The organism is Neisseria perflava, from assembly GCF_002863305.2.
In the GTDB taxonomy this organism is placed as follows: Bacteria; Pseudomonadota; Gammaproteobacteria; order Burkholderiales; family Neisseriaceae; genus Neisseria; species Neisseria perflava_A.
Map to the genome: position 1 here is coordinate 159891 of NZ_CP136962.1, position 17382 is coordinate 177272.

Below are 17382 nucleotides of genomic sequence, written 5' to 3' on the forward strand. Positions count from 1 at the left end.
TGTTCTATTTTGTTTTTTCAGACGGCCTGAAAACTAAATATTGAAGTATTTCAAAGCCTCATCGGAAAAACGGTTTCTTAAATGAATGTTTTTGATTAAAATGTCTGATGCTAATTCGTAATAATTAGTCTGCTTTAACTATATAAAGAGAATATATGGAAACAAAACCAACTTCCCAAAATGAACAACAGGCTAGCCGCCGTTATTTGACTGTTTGGCGATGGCATTTTTATGCCGGACTTTTGGTTGCGCCGTTTTTAACCCTGCTCGCTGTTACAGGGTTGGGAATGCTGCTATTTGCCAATATCACCGGTAAAGAGGGCGAACGCATACATGTTACGCCGCAGGCAGTGGTTCAGCCTTTGTCGGCTCAGGCTGAAGCTGCCAGACAGTTTGTGAATCCGGAAACTGCCTCTGTGGTGCAATATATTGCGCCGCGCGCAGATGATATGGTTGCCGTATTCCGCGTGAACAATGACGATAAAGCCACTATGGTTGCTGTTGATCCCTATACGGCAAAAGTCGTGAACACGATGCCGCGCGGTCAAGGCTGGTATCACACGATGGATGAAATCCACGGCGATATTATGATTGGGGCGACAGGGGACTACCTGTTGGAAACCGCTGCGTCGCTAACCATCATCATGATTGTGACCGGTATTTATTTGTGGTGGGTAAAACAGCGTAGTCTGAAGGCTGTTTTTTTGCCTAAAGCAGGCAAAGGTCGTTCTTGGTGGCGCAACCTACACGGTGCATTTGGCTCTTGGGTTTCTTTGATTTTGCTGCTGTTCTGTTTGTCTGGTATTGCTTGGGCAGGTATTTGGGGTGGTAAGGCTGTGCAGGCATGGAGTCAATTCCCAGCCGGCAAATGGGGTGTGGAGCCTAACCCGGTATCTTCCGTGCTAACCCATGGTGATGTGTTGAATGATGGCAAATCCAAAGAAGTGCCGTGGATTTTAGAGCTGACGCCTATGCCGGTTTCCGGTACGACACTGGGCGAAAACGGCATTAATCCAAGTGAACCGATGACTTTGGAAACGGTTGACCGCTTTGCACGCGAAATTGGCTTTAAAGGCCGCTATCAGTTGAACCTGCCTAAAGGCGAAACCGGCGTATGGACGCTGTCGCAAGACTCAATGAGCTACGATATGGTTAGTCCGACCGCCGACCGTACGGTACACATTGATCAATACAGTGGCAAAATCCTGGCTGATATTCATTTTGACGATTACAACTGGTTTGGCAAGTTCATGGCGGCAAGCATTGCTTTGCATATGGGTACGCTGGGTTGGTGGAGCGTGTTGGCGAATGTTGTGTTTTGCCTGGCGATTATTTTTATCTGTGTCAGCGGCTGTGTGATGTGGTGGAAACGCCGTCCTTCGGAAGCGCGAGGTTTAATTCCTCCTGCACAGAAAATCAAATTGCCGGTATGGTGGGCAATGGCTGTGCCACTGCTGATTTTGGCTGTGATTTTTCCAACAGCCATTGCCGCAATCGCTGTTATTTGGATTTTGGATACACTGTTGTTGTCGCGTATCCCGGCATTGGCGGGATGGTTTAAATAACTGTCTGATGTAATTCAAGGCCGTCTGAATCTTTTATTTCAGACGGCCTTTTTTATAAAGGTCAAAAGTAGGGGGTTATGATTCTGTTTAAGTTTATGCGTGAGATGGGAATTGTGATTGGCTTACAGGATTGTGTAAGAAAGACGAGGAGATCTTGTATAAAAACAAAAAACCCACTTCATTGAAGTGGGTTTTTGATAAAATTGATTAGCCTTTGCGAGCAGGCAATTTTTCTTTAATACGGGCTGCTTTACCGGTCAGGCCACGCAAGTAGTACAGTTTAGCGCGACGTACGTCACCACGGCGTTTAACTTCGATTTTTTCTACGGTAGGAGAGTACAGTTGGAAAGTACGTTCTACACCTTCGCCGCTAGAGATTTTGCGAACGATGAAGTTGCTGTTCAGGCCACGGTTGCGGCGGGCGATAACCACACCTTCGTATGCTTGCAGACGGCTGCGAGAACCCTCAACCACGCGTACAGATACGACAACGGTGTCGCCTGGAGCGAATTCAGGGATTTCTTTGTTCAAGCGAGCGATTTCTTCTTGCTCTAATTGTTGAATCAAGTTCATTTGTTTTTCCTAAGTTATGATTGGATTTCCTGTTGCTCTTGCAAGATTTCTTTTAAGAGGCGGGATTCCTTTGGGATTAAACTGCGCTTTTCCAGTAAATCGGGTCGGCGCTCTAAAGTGCGTCGCAGCGATTGTTTTAATCGCCACTCAGCAATCAAGCCATGATTTCCTGAGCGTAAGACCTTAGGAACCATCATGCCTTGGAATTCTACGGGTTTGGTGTAATGAGGACAGTCTAAAAGGCCGTCTGAAAATGAGTCTTGTTCGGCTGACTGTATATCGCCCAATACACCCGGTACCAATCTTAAGACGGCATCCATCAACATCATGGCGGGTAATTCACCGCCCGAAACAACAAAGTCGCCAATGCTGATTTCTTCGTCCACACTGCGTTGCAACAGTCTTTCATCTATGCCTTCATAGCGTCCGCATAGAAGGATAAGATGGGGCAGTTTGGCAAGTTCTGCAGCCTTTTTGTGTGTCAGCGGCTGACCTTGCGGACTGAGATAAATTACTTTGGCAGGTTTTTGCGAGTTTGTTTTAGCTTCTTCAATTGCCGCTTGAAGCGGCGGCGCCATCATAATCATTCCCGGGCCGCCTCCGAAGGGGCGATCATCGATATAGCCAAGTTTGTTGTCGGCAAATTTTCGGGGATTAATGGCTTGAAACTGCCAAAGGTTTTGTTTTCTTGCCCTGCCTGTAACGCCATATTCGACAATGCTGTCGAACATCTCTGGAAAAATGGTGATGGCTTGAATCAGCATCAGTAGTCCAAACCCCAGTCGGCGATAATGGTTTTGCTGTCGGTATCGACAGATTCGATATAGTTGGAGACGAAGGGAATCAGGATTTGCCCGTGTTCGCCTTTAATCATCAAAACATCATTGGCACCGGTTTCCATCAGGTTGCTGACTTTGCCGAGGACGATGTTTTCTTTGTTGATGACGGTCATGCCGACTAAATCTGCCCAGTAGTATTCGTCTTCCTCAGTAGGGGCGAATGACTCTCTGGGAATTTCGATGGTATAGCCGCGCAAGGCAAATGCTTGATCGCGATCGTCTATACCTTCAAATTTGACCTGAAGTTCGCCATTGACAATTTTACCTGCCTCAAGCGTGACATTCAGGGTTTTGCCATCCTTGCACAACTGCCACTCGGGGTAGTCCAGCAGGCTGTCGGTGTATTCGGTATTGGCGGCAATTTTAAGCCAGCCTTTAATGCCGAATACGCCTTTGATGTAGCCCATGGCTACCCGTTTTTGAGTGTCTGTCATGGTCGTTTCAGCTGATTAAGCAGCGATTTTTTGCTCTTTAATCAGTTTGGCAACTGCATCGCTAACCTTCGCGCCTTGAGCGACCCAGTGGTTGATGCGGTCAGCGTCGAAACGTACACGTTCTTGTTTTTCGTTGGCAACGGGGTTGTAGAAACCTACGCGCTCGATGAAGCGACCGTCACGACGGTTGCGAGAGTCAGTTACGACTACGTTGAAGAAAGGGCGGTGTTTTGAGCCGCCGCGAGCCAAACGGATAACTACCATTTTGAGTCCTTTTGAAAAATGCGGATATATAGAAACCGCTAATTTTAGGATATTTCACACGGGTTATGCAAGTTTTTATTTGTTTTTGTTGCTGTTTTGCCATGCGTTCAGATCGAGGCTTGCTTGATACAGTCCGCGGTCGGTTTCCGACGGGGCAACGGTAAATCCTGATTTTTCAGCGAGTTTGAGCATCGGTGTGTTTTCTTTGAGGATTTCCGCATTCATGGTTTGATAACCTTGTTGTGTGGCAGTTTGGATAATGAGGCTCATCATTTTGCCGGCCAAGCCGGTTTTGCGGGCTTCGGCAGCCAATGTAATGCCGAACTCGCATTCGTTGCGATTGATGCGGCTGTAACGGCTGACTGCGATGATACGGCCGTCTGAAGCGAAGGCGGCCCATGCGCATTCGTTATGGAAATCGGGGCGGGTCAGCCGTGCGAGTGTGGGCTGCGGCAATTCGTTGGTGTGGGTCATGAAGCGCGTATAGCGGTCGGCCGCGGGTAATTGACGGACAAATTTTTGTTTGGCTTCGGCATCTTCAGGCTCTAGTGCGCGAATGTGCAGGGTGTTGCCGTCGGGTAGAGTGAATGTGTCGGTTTGGTTCGGGTAGGGGGCGAGTACGTTTTGTATTTCGGGCGTTTCGGTTTTAGGATGCAGCAGTTCGGACGCGGCTTCGCCGGTGTTGCGTAGAAACTCGGCTGCGGCCGGATTTTTTTGTTGGAGGTAGGCGGCGGCACTTTGCATTTTGGCGGCGGCCTGTTCTAAGGTTTGGACGGCTTTTTTGGGGATTTTGGTTGTCGGCGCGGCTGGTTTTTCCACAATTTCGGGAATGATGGTGCTGCTGTATTGGCTGCCGTTGTAGTTGAGGATGATGTCGCCGATATGCTGATTGTTGTGGATAAGCGTGTTTAGGGAATGCAGGAATTGATTGAGAACGGAAGTATTGTCAAGTTTTGCAAATTGGCTTAAACGCTGGATATCGAGCGTGGTAAAGAGCGGTAATGCGGCTTGGGTTTGGCCGTTGTAATGGGCGGTAAGGATATTGCCGTAAATGGGATGACGGCTGAATCGGAATTGAACGGCATTATGCTTTTGGGTTTGGCACGGAGGCAGGTACAGGGCCTCTGCCATCAGCTCGGTTTGACCGGATGCAATGGCTTTATCGATACTTTTGTTTTTAGGCGTTTTCAGACGGCCTGTTTTGGCCGGGGCGGGGGTGTTTTGCGCTTGTTGCAAACAGGCGGTTTGATTGCGGAAATAAAGTGTCAGCAAGGCTTCTTCCGGGGTGTTGAACCGGGTCAGGCCGTCTGAAAAACGATGGCTGATGAGAATGGGCTTGCTGGTTTTTTGTGCTAAGTTATTCAGTGTTTGATGAATGCCGTACGCATCTGGTGTGTCCGGCGAAATAATGCCGAGCAGGGCTTGGGTGTGCGGATTTTGCAATTGTTCGAGTGCCAGGCGGTGGATGCGTGCGGGCGTGGGGTCGCTGCCGATGCAGCCTTGTTGGATGGATGGTGCGTCGGTTGGGAGGTTGAGGGTCAATTGGCAGGCATCGGCGGTGCTGCGCAGCCATTCTATCGGCGTATCGGACAAAATAGTGGGATGGGTAATGACGGGAATGCCGGAAAGATGGGCTTTTAAGGCTGCTTCGAGTTCGTTGATATTGAATACCGGCAGGAAGTTGCAATGGCGGCTGAGGCTGTGTAGGACGGCTTTGTCTGTGTCGTTGGTATGGTGTGTGGACAACAGGATAAGCGGGGTGTGGCGTGTAAAGTGTCGGATGGCGCTGAACAGCTCGCGTTGGTTTTCGGCCGGATTGTAGTGGATGACGGCAACTTTGGTATGGCGGTTGTGGCCGAAGCGGTTGAGCCAGTCGGCGGAGGTGGTGGGGCTTAGGTTGTAGTTGAGGCTGATGTGGCGCGATACGCCTTGATGCATTGTGTTCAGCAGGTGGTTGATGTTGCGGCTGACAGTGCTGTGGCCGGTAAGTAATGCGATATGGCCGGCCGGATAGTCGGCTTGGGTGCCGATATTGAGATTGAGTGAGGGAAGTTGGACGCCTGCGCTGTTACATACGCTAATGTTTAATTCGTCGCCGTGATATTTTTGAATGATGGAACGGGCGTTTTTGCAGGATTCGGGCGGCAGGTTTTCCCAATCTTGGATCAGGATAATGTGGCGCAGGCCTTTTTTGCGGCAGGCTTTGAACAGTGTGTCGTAATGGTCGTGCGGGATGACGGCGACAACTAAGTCGGCCTGGCCTGGAATTTTGCTGAGGCTGGAGTAGGAAGGGAGGCCGGCGACGCTGCTGTGGCGGAGATTGACGGGCGTGATTTTGCCTTGATATGAGGAACCGAGCAGGTGGCTGAAAATGCGTTCACCAAGGCTGTGCGGACGTTCGCTGGCGCCGACAAGGATGATGTGTTCGGGCATGAAGAAGTAGCCGGTTTGGACGGTTGCATTCATGATGGTTCCTTATTTGTGTTTTGGGCCGTCTGAAAAGTTTCAGACGGCCTTATTTTTAGGCTTCTTTTTTGTCTCCGGCTTTCTTTTTGGGAAGGATGAAACGCATCCTCAGGCCGTTGGGTTTGATATTTTCAGCAATGATTTTGCCGCAGTGCTGCTCCATGATGTGTTGCGTCAAGGCAAGTCCCAAGCCGGTACCGGGCTTGTGTGCGCTGGAGTCGGCACGATAAAAGGCGGTAAAAATATGCGGAAGCTGCATTTCATCGACCCCCGGGCCGTTGTCGGTAACATCGATAATCCAGTGTTTGCCGTCTTGTCCGATATGGGCCTGAATGGTACTGCCTTCCGGGCTGTAGTTGATGGCGTTGCGGATAACGTTGTCAAAGGCGCGGTACAGATAGCCTTCGTTGGCACTGATCACGGCATTTTCAGGGATTTTAGGGTCAATGCTCAGGGTAACGCTTTGATTGTTTTGGTGGGCAATGCTTTGGTTGTCCTCAATCAAGTTGGTCAGGAACGGAACGAGTTTGAGGTTTTCTTTTTCCAAAGGAATGTTGGAGGTCTCCAGGCGGGAGAGGGTCAATAATTCACCTACCAAAGTATCCATGCGCACCAGCTCGCCTTCAAGCCGCTTGAGGTATTGCTCTTGCTTTTGCGGCTGAGATTGAATCAGGCCGACAATCGCCTGCATACGCGCCAGCGGCGAGCGCATTTCATGAGAAACGTGGTGGAGCAAATGACGCTCTTTGGCCACAAGTTTTTCAAGCTTTTCGGCCATTTTGTCGAACTGTACGGCAAGGTGGGACAATTCGTCGTCACGGTCATCAACTTGTTGGGAAATGCGGGTTTCGAGTTCGCCGTTGGCTACTCTGTCCATGCCGCCGCCAAGAATTTTAATGGGCTTGGTGATGTTGTTGGCAAGGATATATGCCATCAAGAGGCCGACGATGATGATGAAAGACAGAATGATAAATTCGTGCCAAATAGGCGAGAGCGGCAGGCCGGGAATGAAGAGCGGGCTAGGGAGGCGTTGGGCTTGATGATTGTCCCAGCCTTTAATGAAGAAGAGGTATTCTTCGCCGAAACGGTCGTATTCGATGTGGGCTAAATCGGATTCGGGGTTGTTGATGGCAAAGATGCGGGCGCGTTCGATGGACAGGCTGTCGATATTGCGGCCTAAAATATCTTTTTTATCGTCGCCGGTAATCACATAAACGGCATTGGAAACCGGATTGTTTTTCCATTCCGAAAGAATTTCGCGCGCACCGCTGTCTCCGCGCGAGTTAAACGCGGAGATGATGCTGCTCATCAATGTGGTTTCGATGGTGCGGCGTTGGTTGAATTGGTTTTCGGCGAGGGTGTTTTGTACCAGCCAAAATGAAAAACTCGCCACAAAGATTGCGCAGACGATGACTGCGCAAAATGTGGCGAAGATGCGTTGAAACAGTTTCATTGATCTGTTTAATCTTTAGTTTTTAACAAACAGGTAGCCTAAGCCGCGTACGGTTTGAATCAAGGAGGCATCGCCCAATTTGTGGCGGATGCTGGAGATATGTACGTCGATGCTGCGGTCAAATTTAGCCAGTTTGCGGTCGAGTGCCTCAATAGACAGGGTCTCTTTGCTGACGACTTGTCCGGCGTGGCGCATTAAAACTTCGAGCAGGTTGAATTCGGTGCTGGTCAACTCGAGCGGAGTGTCTTTGATGCTGGCTTGGCGTTTGGCCGGGTACAAAACGACGTCGCTGACGGAAATGCTGTTAGGCGCGTTGTTTTGTTCGTTGCTGTGTTGCGCACGGCGCAGGATGGCGTTGATGCGGGCCAAGAGTTCGCGCGGTGTGCATGGTTTCGGTACGTAATCGTCCGCACCCATTTCCAGACCGATGATGCGGTCGATGTCGTCGCCTTTCGCGGTCAGCATGATGATGGGTACGGTGCTTTGGGTGCGTACGTTTTTCAGTACGTCCAAACCGTTCATTTTAGGCATCATGGAGTCTAATACGACGACATCGTATTGTCCGGTCAGAATTTCTTGAACGCCGGCTTCGCCGTCGGGAACGCTATGAACGTTGAGGCCTTCGGCAGTCAGGTATTCGGTCAGCAATTCGGTCAAGAGAGCATCGTCATCTACGAGTAATACGCGACTCATGGAATTTCCTTTTCGTGATTGTATGCGCCGCGGTACTAAATAGGCGGTGCGGCGCTTAAAATAGAGTTGTGTTCAATCTTAACATGCAATCTGCTTTTGTTGATAGCGTAATTTTCTGTGCTTTTGCGCTTTTTTGCATAGAAACTCGCTGCTCTTTACATTTTCAGACGGCCTGTAAGGACAAACTGACAATTGGGCGTGTTTTGTTCAGGGTTTGTCGCATGATTGGGCGGTTTGGTGTTTCGGTGCGTTGATGAAATCTTTGCAATCGGACAAAAGTTTGGGCAGCAAGGGAGCGAATGCCGGGTGACTGCGTATTTTGTCGGCGTAGAAATACATCATATAAGGATAATAATATTGCATTGCCTGCATCCATTGCGCACCTTCTTCTTTTTTGCCTTGTCGGTAGAGGTAGAGGCCGACTTGATAGGCGCTGGAGTAGGGGCGGTAGGTCAGGGCTTTGAGTGCGGCTTCTTCTGCCCACGGGCGGATGTAGGCATCGGTCGGGTCGGCACGTTTGCTCAAACTTAAATCGGCGTAATAGGCAAGCATGGGGCTTTCTTTGGAGAGCTGCCGCAAGCCGTCGATTTTATTTTGAACTGTTTGCTGATCATCGGTTTTCCCTACACGGCTATATTGGGTCAGATTTTGATATTCCCAGCTGAGGTTTGCCATGCCGATTAAAATCGATAAAGCGGCTATACCGCCTGCCCATTGTCTGATTCGGCTAGATAAAGGGCCGTCTGAAACATCTTTCGGATAAGAAGGTGTCAGAGACAGAATTAGGCTGAATACGGTAAGGAAGTAGATATACCAAAGTGGATATTCGAGCATGCTGTGACAGAGGCTGACGGCGGCGGCAGTCAGTAAAAACAGCGAGGCCGGTGTTTGGTTGCGTCCCGATAGTCGCCACACAGCTGTAAGCAGGGTTAAGGCTGCGAGCAAGGTGCCGGCAATGCCCATTTCGGACAATAACTGCATGACGATATTGTGCGAATGGGTAAATAGTACGCCGAGGATGTTGTTGGGGAAGTATTGTTGTTGGGCATTGATCAGGAAGGTTTGTTGGGCAAAACTGTTCCAGCCATGGCCGAACCAAGGTGCGGATTGAAAGGCAATCCATGCCTTGCTCCATTCGATTTGGCGCATGGAACCTTCAAAACCGCTGGTGCCTGCGCGTTCGACAGCGGTTTCGTATTTGACGTTGCCAAACAAGTCCAACAGGCTGCCCATACCGAATTGGAAAGCGGCGGCCAGGATGGCGGTCAGGAGAAAAATGCACAGTGCGCGTTTGTGTTGGAAATGGGTACGCCAAAACCATAACGGCGTAATCAGGAATAGGGCGGCAATGTAGCCTAAGATGGTGCGCGAGTTGACAAGGCCGAGGGTCGCAGTCAAAGCCAATACGAACAGAAAACCTGCTGCATTGGACATTTTGCGCTCCGTCCATAAGTAGGATGCCGCCAAAATGCCCCACATTAAATAATGTCCCAAATGGTTGCGTTGGCCGAGTTGGCCGTTTACGGTGCCGTTGCTTCGGGCAATGATGCCGTCCAACCATTCTACGTTGGACCAGCCTTTAAATTGCAGCCAGACGATAGCGGCCTGTATGGTTGCCCCTATCAATAAAGACCAAGCAAAGATGCTGACGATGCGTTCTTGTCCATAAGCTGCTACCCAGCCGCGAACCGACCATGCGCCCAGTGCCAAAATGACAAAGGTCCAGGCAGTGATGTCGCTCATACCGGGGTAGGTGGAATGCATGAAGCGCGCTTGGAGCGACCAAAATGCAGCCATGGCAAACAAACCGAGACTGAGTGCTGGAAGACGGATATTCAGCAGGCCTTTGTGTGCGCTAATCAATGTCAGTACCAATGAGCCGCTCAGTGAGATGGCTTCCAGATAAAAGCTGGGCAATGGGCCGACTCGGTAGAGTGAAAGAAAAGGGACGGCGCAAATCCAAAGAAAACTGAGCCATAAAGGCCAAAAGGGTTTTACTGAAGATTGGGTCAGGCCGTCTGAAAGTGTGTGGTAGGTCATTTTGATGTGTGTTTTTGTTGTTTGATAAATGCAAGGCAGCCAAGGAAAAAAGTAATGCACAATAATACGGAAACGGCGGCGCAAATCCGGCTGGCGACGGCTGTGTCTGCCAGGCGCATACAGGCTTCGGCAAAGTAAATCAGAATCAGCATGGAGCTGTATTGATAAGTGTAGATGCGTTTTTTCAAAATACCGGTCAACGGCAGGCACAGCGGCAGGGCTTTCAGTGCCAGCCATGAGCCGCCTTCGCGCAATGGTGCGATCCACAATTCCCATGACAAGGAAAGCAGAATCAGCAGGATAAGGCTTATGGAAGTTACAAGATACGGTAATGGGGAGCGTGTATTGTTCACAATATTGAGGGCGTAAAGCCGTACTGGAAAACTCAAAATTATACCGCTAAAAAGGCGGGAGAAGCCAAGAATATTGCTTAAAGATGCTGAAGAAAGGATTTATTGTTTTTCTTCAAACAAATGAAACTTTATCTTGTTTTATAGTCTTATTAATATATATATCTAGTAAAGATTGTGCTACTATTATAAACACTTTATCTCAGGAGGATAGAAAACCATGAATCGCGTTGCTGATGTTATCCGTGATGATATTAAAGTAATGACAGCCTATCAGGTTGCCGATTTTCCGGAAGGTTTTATTAAGTTGGACGCCATGGAGTGTCCGCATCATCCTTTCGCCGGGTATGAATCTTTATTGTCAGAATGGGCGGATTTGGCAAAGCAGGCACCGATTCATTTGTATCCCCATGCTGCCAAGAGCGGTATTTATGAAGAATTGAGGGAGGTTTTCGGTATTCCCGATAAGGCGGAAATCGCGTTGGGTAACGGCTCCGACGAGCTTATCCAATTTTTGACTATGCTGGTTGCCAAACCAAATGCGCGTGTATTGGGTATTGAGCCAAGTTTCGTTATGTATCGTCATAATGCCGCGCTTTATGGCATGGAATATGTCAGCGTTCCCTTAAATACGGATTTCACTTTAAATCTCCCTGCCGTTTTGTCCGCTATCGAGCAACATCAGCCGTCATTAATTTTTATTGCCTATCCCAATAATCCTACCGGCGTGTGCTTTAAACGAGAAGAAGTAGAGGAGGTCATTCGTGCGGCTACCGGCATTGTGGTTGTCGATGAGGCATATGGCGCGTTTCATCATGACAGTTTCCTTCCGTGGGCGGGCGAAGTCGAAAATCTGGTCGTAATGCGCACCATCAGTAAAATCGGTTTTGCAGGCTTGCGGATGGGATATGCGGCGGCAAGTCCAAGCATTATGGGTGAACTGGCTAAAATTCTTCCGCCTTACAACATGAATCAATTAAGCTTGGCGGCGGCAAAATTCTCATTGAAACATCATCAAATCATTCAGCAAAACATTGATACATTAAAAAATGAGCGTTCGCGCGTGATGAATGAATTGTTGAAATTAAACCGTTTGGAAGTTTTTCCGAGCGAAGCCAACTTTATTACCGTTTGCGTTCCTGATGCGAACGGGCTGTTTGAAACATTGAAGCAAAACCGCATACTGATTAAAAAACTGCATGGCAGCCATCCGCTTTTGGATCAGTGTGTCCGCATAACCATAGGCTCGGCAGCGCAAAATGATGCCGTCTTGGCTGTTATTAAAAACCTTTACCCCAATCTTTGATTTCAAGGAAACTACCATTATGAATAAAGCTCAATTGCATTTGACCAATTTTTTGTTACTGGTTGAAGAAGCCGGCTCATTGACCAAGCTTGCACGCGCATGCGGTTATGAAAACTCCGCCTCTTTGTCTCAGCTCAAACGCCGTTTGGAACAACAAGCAGGCGATGAGTCTGCTCGCGGCATTCGTCCGAGCCTGGCTGCGAAGTTGGAATCCGGCATGCACAAACGCAAAGGCTGGTTGAACCGTGATCACAGCAAAGACCAAGAAAAAGCAGCAGCGGTTGAAGCGGCGCGTTTGGAAAAACAAACTGTCGAAGCAGCCGAAGCTGGTGTTTCAACCGAAGGCCGTTTTGTTACCGTTACCCGTAATACCAGCGAAACCCAAATTACCGTCAGCCTCAATCTTGACGGTACCGGCAAATGCCGCTTGGATACCGGCGTTCCTTTCCTTGAACACATGCTTGCCCAAGTAGCGCGTCATGGTTTAATTGACTTGGATATTACCTGCAAAGGCGATTTGCACATTGACGACCATCACACGGTTGAAGACATCGGTATCGTATTGGGTCAGGCACTGAAACAAGCGCTTGGCAATAAAGCCGGCATTACCCGCTATGGCCATGCCTATGTTCCGCTGGATGAAGCGTTGAGCCGTGTAGTCATCGACCTTTCCGGCCGCCCCGGCTTGGTATACAACATCGACTTTACCCGCGCCCTGATCGGTCGTTTTGATGTTGATTTATTTGAAGAATTTTTCCATGGGCTTGTGAACCACAGCATGATGACTTTGCACATCGATAACTTGAGCGGTCGTAATGCACATCATCAAGCCGAGACTGTTTTCAAAGCCTTCGGCCGCGCATTGCGCATGGCGGTTGAATACGATCCGCGCATGATGGGTCAAACGCCTTCTACCAAAGGCACGCTGAGCGAAGAGTCTGTTCAGGAAGAAGCAGAAGCCGCATCTGAAGAATAAAGCATCGTGTGAATGAATAAAGGCCGTCTGAAACCGATCGGGATTTCAGACGGCCTTTATTATTTGTCTTGTATATCGACAATATTTTGTTTTAAACCATCTTTTGCTACAATCATTCTTATTATTATATTAATCATTAAATGTTTTCAGACGGCCTGAGGAGAAGCAATGAAAGTAGCGATTGTTGATTATGGAATGGGAAACCTGCACTCAGTATTGAAATCTGTTCAGGCGGCGCAGGTTTTGTCTAATCAAAATGCCGAGGTTTATCTGACTTCGCGGCCTGAAGAAGTGATGGCGGCGGATAAGGTAATCTTTCCGGGGCAGGGTGCCATGCCGGACTGTATGTCGGCGCTGAAGGCAAGCGGTTTGGGTGAGGCGGTTTCAGACGGCCTGAAAAACAAGCCGTTTTTTGGCATTTGCGTAGGTGCGCAATTATTGTTTGAACACAGCGAAGAAGGCGATACAGATGGTTTGGGTTGGTTTGAAGGGCAAGTAAAACGGTTTTTGCCCAATCAAACCGATGAGCAAGGAGGCCGTCTGAAAGTGCCGCATATGGGGTGGAATACAGTGCGCCAAACCCGTCCTCATCCTTTATTTCAAGACATTGGGCAGAACGAGTATTTTTATTTTGTTCACAGCTATTATTTTGCACCGAAAAATGAAGAGATTGTTTTAGGCGTCAGCGAATATCCGAATGAATTTGCCTGCATTGTCGGTAAGGACAATGTGTTTGCCACACAGTTCCACACGGAGAAAAGCCATCAGGCAGGATTGTTGCTGCTGCGTAATTTTTTAAATTGGCAGATTTGAGGCTTTTAACATAAATCTACTAAAAATCGCTAATTTGTGTAAAATATACTGAAATTGAAATATACTGAAACTGAATAGAGGAGAAAAAATGCTGTTGATACCTGCCATCGATTTGAAAGAAGGACGCTGTGTTCGCTTAAAACAAGGCTTGATGGAGCAGGCGACGGTGTTTTCCGATTCGCCGGCAGAGATGGCGTTGCATTGGCGCAATCAAGGCGCACGCCGTTTGCATTTGGTTGATTTAAACGGCGCATTTGCAGGCGTTCCTCAAAATTTTCCGGCGATTAAAGAAATTTTGGCCGCCGTGGCTAAAGATATTCCGGTACAGCTTGGCGGCGGTATCCGTGATTTGGGCACCATTGAAAAGTATTTGGATTTGGGTCTGACTGATGTGATTATCGGTACGGCCGCGGTAAAAAAACCTAAATTTGTGTGCGAAGCATGTAAGGCATTTCCAGGTCAGATTATCGTCGGCTTGGATGCCAAAGACGGTATGGTGGCGATAGACGGTTGGGCAACGGTAACGGAGCATCATGTTGTCGATTTGGCCAAGCGTTTTGAAGACGATGGCGTCAACAGCATTATTTATACCGATATCGGTCGCGACGGCATGATGAGCGGCGTGAATATCGAGGCTACCGTCAAATTGGCTCAATCAGTGAATATCCCGATTATCGCTTCCGGCGGCTTGACGAATTTGGACGATATCCACGCATTGTGTGCCGTTGAAAAAGAGGGTGTGAGCGGTGCGATTACCGGCCGCGCAATTTATGAGGGAAGTATTGATTTCGCACAGGCACAAAAACTGGCCGATTCTTTGGCTTAAGTGTGTCGGATTGTGCGGATAAGACCTTTCAGGCCATTAAAACGCAGCGGCTGACGCAGCACACAAAAATGCACTCAAAGGGATTGCCTGTATAGGTCATGCATGGGTTTGTATCTGTTTAAAATAATTATAAAAATAACCCAATCGATATTTTATTAAGGGATTAATATGCTTGAAGCGTTTGTTTTGGGTTTTTGGATTATCTGGTCATCCGATCGCGAAGTATATCCGCTAAGTGAAAGTTTGTGGTTTACACTGATTGCAGTGATATTGCGGCAGCTGACGGCGTTTGATTTGCCGATTATCGATACCTATTGGATGATTTTCAACGGGATAATATGGGCATTTGCCGGTTTGATTTTCGCCATTGTCGGCCGTATCGACAGCAATTTTATTATTTCCTGCGTGTTGGCGATGATGGCCGGTATCGGTTATTTTCAACTGTTGCAACATTTGCCGGATTGGTTGGGCAAATTTTTGGCCTGACGGTTTCAGACGGCCTGATAACAGATAAGAGGTATTGGGTATGGCATTGGCAAAACGAATTATTCCTTGTCTGGATGTAAAAGACGGCCGCGTGGTAAAAGGCGTCAACTTTTTGGGTTTGCGCGATGCAGGCAATCCGGTTGATGTTGCCAAACGCTACAACGATGAAGGCGCGGATGAGTTGACCTTTTTGGACATCACTGCCTCCAGCGACAATCGCGACACTATTTTGCACGTTATTGAGGCAGTTGCATCACAAGTTTTTATTCCATTGACGGTTGGCGGCGGTGTGCGTACGGTTGCCGATATCCGTCGTCTGCTTAATGCCGGTGCCGATAAGGCCAGCATCAATACGGCCGCTGTAACCAATCCTGATTTGGTAAACGAAGCGGCCGGTTTTTTTGGTTCGCAAGCGATTGTTGTTGCCGTGGATGCCAAAGCGGTCAACCCTGAAAACACCCGTTGGGAAATCTTTACCCACGGAGGACGTAATCCGACCGGTTTGGATGCGGTGGAATGGGCTGTCGAAATGCAGCGGCGCGGTGCAGGCGAGATTTTGCTGACCAGTATGGACCGAGACGGTACCAAACAAGGTTTCAACCTGCCTTTGACACGCGCGGTCAGCGAAGCGGTCGATATTCCGGTCATTGCTTCTGGCGGCGTCGGTTCGGTTCAACACTTGGTGGACGGCATTAAAGAAGGGAAAGCCGATGCGGTATTGGCCGCCAGTATTTTCCACTTTGGCGAAGCGAGTATCCGCGAAGCAAAACTGGCCATGCGCGAAGCAGGAATTGAAGTGCGTTTGTGATTGCTACCCAAAGGCCGTCTGAAAAATATGGGAGAAAAACGCGAATGTCGAATATAAACGAAACGCTGCTGAATGCCGTAAAATTTGATGAAAAAGGTTTGGTTTGCGCGATTGCCCAAGATTGGCAGACACGCCGTGTGCTGATGGTTGCCTGGATGAACGCCGAAGCCCTGCAAAAAACCGTAGAAACCGGTTTTGCCCACTATTACAGCCGTTCCCGCCAAAAACAATGGATGAAAGGCGAAGAGTCAGGGCATACACAAAAAGTACATGAATTGCGCCTGGATTGCGATGGCGACGCTGTGGTCATGCTGATTGAACAAAACGGCGGCATTGCCTGTCATACAGGGCGCGAAAGCTGTTTTTACAAAGTTTGGCAAGAGGGCGCATGGCAGGCAGTTGATGCCGTGTTGAAAGACGAAGAAGCGATTTACGGACATAAACATTCTTAAGGCCGTCTGAAAGAAAATAAGAGAAACCGACCATGACCGATACTATCCTTACCCAAATTCAAAACGTCATCGATTCGCGCAAAGGCGGCGATCCCGATGCTTCTTACGTTGCCCAACTGTTGCACAAAGGCGAAGACAAGATTTTGAAAAAAGTCATCGAGGAAGCGGGTGAAACCTTGATGGCCTCTAAAGATGGCGGCGGCGAGCATATGGTTTACGAAGTGGCGGATTTGTGGTTTCACACCATGGTTTTATTGGCGCATCACGGATTGCGCGCTGAAGATGTAGTAAACGAGCTTGCGCGCCGTCAAGGTTTGTCGGGATTAGTGGAAAAAGCTTCTCGCAAAGAATCTTGAATTTATATTACAATCCCGTATTTGACCTGTTTCAGAATCCGTCTCTTGGGGGAAAACGATTTCACTTTGTTTAGCGAAACCCGTTACGCCCGTTTTCAGACGGCCATTGGAGCCATTATGGATAATTGTATTTTCTGCAAAATAGCAACCAAAGATATTCCGGCACAAACTGTTTACGAAGACGATGAGATGCTTTGTTTCAAAGACATCCGTCCTGCCGCGCCGGTGCATCTGCTGCTGATTCCGAAAGTACACTTCGATTCACTGGCACACGCCACTGCCGAACATCAAACCCTGTTGGGGAAAATGATGTTGAAAGTTCCTCAAATTGCCCATGAGGCAGGTTTGACCGACGGTTTTAAAACCCTGATCAACACAGGTAAAGGCGGTGGACAGGAAGTCTTCCACCTGCATATCCATATCATGGGTACGCCCGCATAACTATTATCTATTTTTAACAAATTCAAGGATTTATCATGGGTAGCTTCTCTCTCTGGCACTGGATTATCGTACTGATTATCGTCGTTTTGGTATTCGGTACCAAAAAATTGCGCAACGTCGGCAAAGACCTCGGCGGTGCGGTACATGACTTCAAACAAGGCCTGAACGAAGGTACTGACGGCAAAGATGCCAAAAAAGACGAAGTCATCGAACACAAAAAAGACGAAGACAAAGCATAATC

The 17382-nt window shown here is 48.5% G+C and carries 20 protein-coding genes; 11 read left to right on the forward strand and 9 right to left on the reverse strand.

What is annotated here, in order from left to right; all coding sequences use genetic code 11:
* Positions 1–155 precede the first annotated feature (155 nt).
* Positions 156–1565, forward strand: coding sequence for a PepSY-associated TM helix domain-containing protein (locus tag CYJ98_RS00710; RefSeq protein WP_101755905.1), 1410 nt, complete (start codon positions 156–158; stop codon positions 1563–1565).
* 207 nt (positions 1566–1772) lie between these two features.
* Here CYJ98_RS00710 and rplS read toward each other — a convergent pair whose 3' ends face one another.
* The 9 genes from rplS to CYJ98_RS00755 all read right to left on the reverse strand — a co-directional run bounded on the left by rplS (position 1773) and on the right by CYJ98_RS00755 (position 10680).
* Positions 1773–2138, reverse strand: a complete 366-nt coding sequence (rplS, locus tag CYJ98_RS00715; protein ID WP_003679470.1) for a 50S ribosomal protein L19 — start codon at positions 2136–2138, stop codon at positions 1773–1775.
* Positions 2139–2152: 14 nt separating this feature from the next.
* Positions 2153–2902 (reverse strand): tRNA (guanosine(37)-N1)-methyltransferase TrmD, encoded by a 750-nt coding sequence (gene trmD / locus CYJ98_RS00720; RefSeq protein ID WP_101755906.1) that lies wholly within the window; start codon positions 2900–2902, stop codon positions 2153–2155.
* Positions 2902–3411 carry a ribosome maturation factor RimM gene (gene rimM, locus CYJ98_RS00725; protein WP_003748672.1) on the reverse strand — a complete coding sequence of 170 codons (510 nt, stop codon included), beginning with the start codon at positions 3409–3411 and terminating at the stop codon, positions 2902–2904. The genes trmD and rimM overlap by 1 nt, the downstream gene beginning before the upstream one ends.
* 15 nt (positions 3412–3426) lie before the next feature.
* Positions 3427–3675: a 30S ribosomal protein S16 gene (gene rpsP, locus CYJ98_RS00730; protein WP_003684452.1), complete on the reverse strand. Its 249-nt coding sequence runs from the start codon at positions 3673–3675 to the stop codon at positions 3427–3429.
* A gap of 75 nt (positions 3676–3750) precedes the next feature.
* Positions 3751–6141, reverse strand: coding sequence for a bifunctional acetate--CoA ligase family protein/GNAT family N-acetyltransferase (locus tag CYJ98_RS00735; protein WP_101755907.1), 2391 nt, complete (start codon positions 6139–6141; stop codon positions 3751–3753).
* A 55-nt stretch (positions 6142–6196) separates the two neighbouring features.
* Positions 6197–7594 (reverse strand): HAMP domain-containing sensor histidine kinase, encoded by a 1398-nt coding sequence (locus CYJ98_RS00740; protein WP_036493156.1) that lies wholly within the window; start codon positions 7592–7594, stop codon positions 6197–6199.
* Positions 7595–7609: 15 nt separating this feature from the next.
* Positions 7610–8287: a two-component system response regulator MisR gene (gene misR / locus CYJ98_RS00745; protein WP_003748666.1), complete on the reverse strand. Its 678-nt coding sequence runs from the start codon at positions 8285–8287 to the stop codon at positions 7610–7612.
* Between the two features lie 207 nt (positions 8288–8494).
* Complete coding sequence (locus CYJ98_RS00750) at positions 8495–10327, reverse strand: PglL family O-oligosaccharyltransferase (RefSeq protein WP_101755908.1); 1833 nt, start codon at positions 10325–10327, stop codon at positions 8495–8497.
* Positions 10324–10680, reverse strand: a complete 357-nt coding sequence (locus tag CYJ98_RS00755; RefSeq protein WP_101755909.1) for a DUF2069 domain-containing protein — start codon at positions 10678–10680, stop codon at positions 10324–10326. Before CYJ98_RS00755 ends, CYJ98_RS00750 begins: the two co-directional genes overlap by 4 nt.
* A 217-nt stretch (positions 10681–10897) precedes the next feature.
* Here CYJ98_RS00755 and hisC point away from each other — a divergent pair, with 217 nt between their 5' ends.
* The 10 genes from hisC (at position 10898) to tatA (ending at position 17380) form a co-directional block, all read left to right on the forward strand.
* The gene (hisC, locus tag CYJ98_RS00760; RefSeq protein ID WP_101755910.1) at positions 10898–11983 is read left to right on the forward strand and encodes a histidinol-phosphate transaminase; all 1086 of its coding nucleotides are present in this window, start codon (positions 10898–10900) and stop codon (positions 11981–11983) included.
* 19 nt (positions 11984–12002) lie between these two features.
* On the forward strand, positions 12003–12959 hold the full coding sequence (gene hisB, locus CYJ98_RS00765) for an imidazoleglycerol-phosphate dehydratase HisB (RefSeq protein WP_101755911.1): 957 nt from the start codon (positions 12003–12005) through the stop codon (positions 12957–12959).
* Positions 12960–13127: 168 nt separating this feature from the next.
* Positions 13128–13772, forward strand: coding sequence for an imidazole glycerol phosphate synthase subunit HisH (gene hisH / locus CYJ98_RS00770; RefSeq protein ID WP_101755912.1), 645 nt, complete (start codon positions 13128–13130; stop codon positions 13770–13772).
* A gap of 88 nt (positions 13773–13860) precedes the next feature.
* A complete protein-coding gene (hisA, locus tag CYJ98_RS00775; RefSeq protein ID WP_101755913.1) occupies positions 13861–14598 on the forward strand; it encodes a 1-(5-phosphoribosyl)-5-[(5-phosphoribosylamino)methylideneamino]imidazole-4-carboxamide isomerase in 738 nt (245 codons plus the stop codon).
* Between the two features lie 168 nt (positions 14599–14766).
* Positions 14767–15084 (forward strand): hypothetical protein, encoded by a 318-nt coding sequence (locus tag CYJ98_RS00780; protein WP_036493171.1) that lies wholly within the window; start codon positions 14767–14769, stop codon positions 15082–15084.
* Positions 15085–15124: 40 nt separating this feature from the next.
* Positions 15125–15892, forward strand: coding sequence for an imidazole glycerol phosphate synthase subunit HisF (hisF, locus tag CYJ98_RS00785; RefSeq protein ID WP_003748652.1), 768 nt, complete (start codon positions 15125–15127; stop codon positions 15890–15892).
* 44 nt (positions 15893–15936) lie between these two features.
* A complete protein-coding gene (gene hisI / locus CYJ98_RS00790; protein WP_419150073.1) occupies positions 15937–16344 on the forward strand; it encodes a phosphoribosyl-AMP cyclohydrolase in 408 nt (135 codons plus the stop codon).
* Between the two features lie 32 nt (positions 16345–16376).
* Positions 16377–16700, forward strand: coding sequence for a phosphoribosyl-ATP diphosphatase (locus CYJ98_RS00795; RefSeq protein ID WP_101755914.1), 324 nt, complete (start codon positions 16377–16379; stop codon positions 16698–16700).
* Positions 16701–16817: 117 nt separating this feature from the next.
* Positions 16818–17141, forward strand: coding sequence for a histidine triad nucleotide-binding protein (locus CYJ98_RS00800; protein WP_049329536.1), 324 nt, complete (start codon positions 16818–16820; stop codon positions 17139–17141).
* Positions 17142–17176: 35 nt separating this feature from the next.
* On the forward strand, positions 17177–17380 hold the full coding sequence (tatA, locus tag CYJ98_RS00805) for a Sec-independent protein translocase subunit TatA (RefSeq protein WP_003679438.1): 204 nt from the start codon (positions 17177–17179) through the stop codon (positions 17378–17380).
* Positions 17381–17382: the final 2 nt, after the last annotated feature.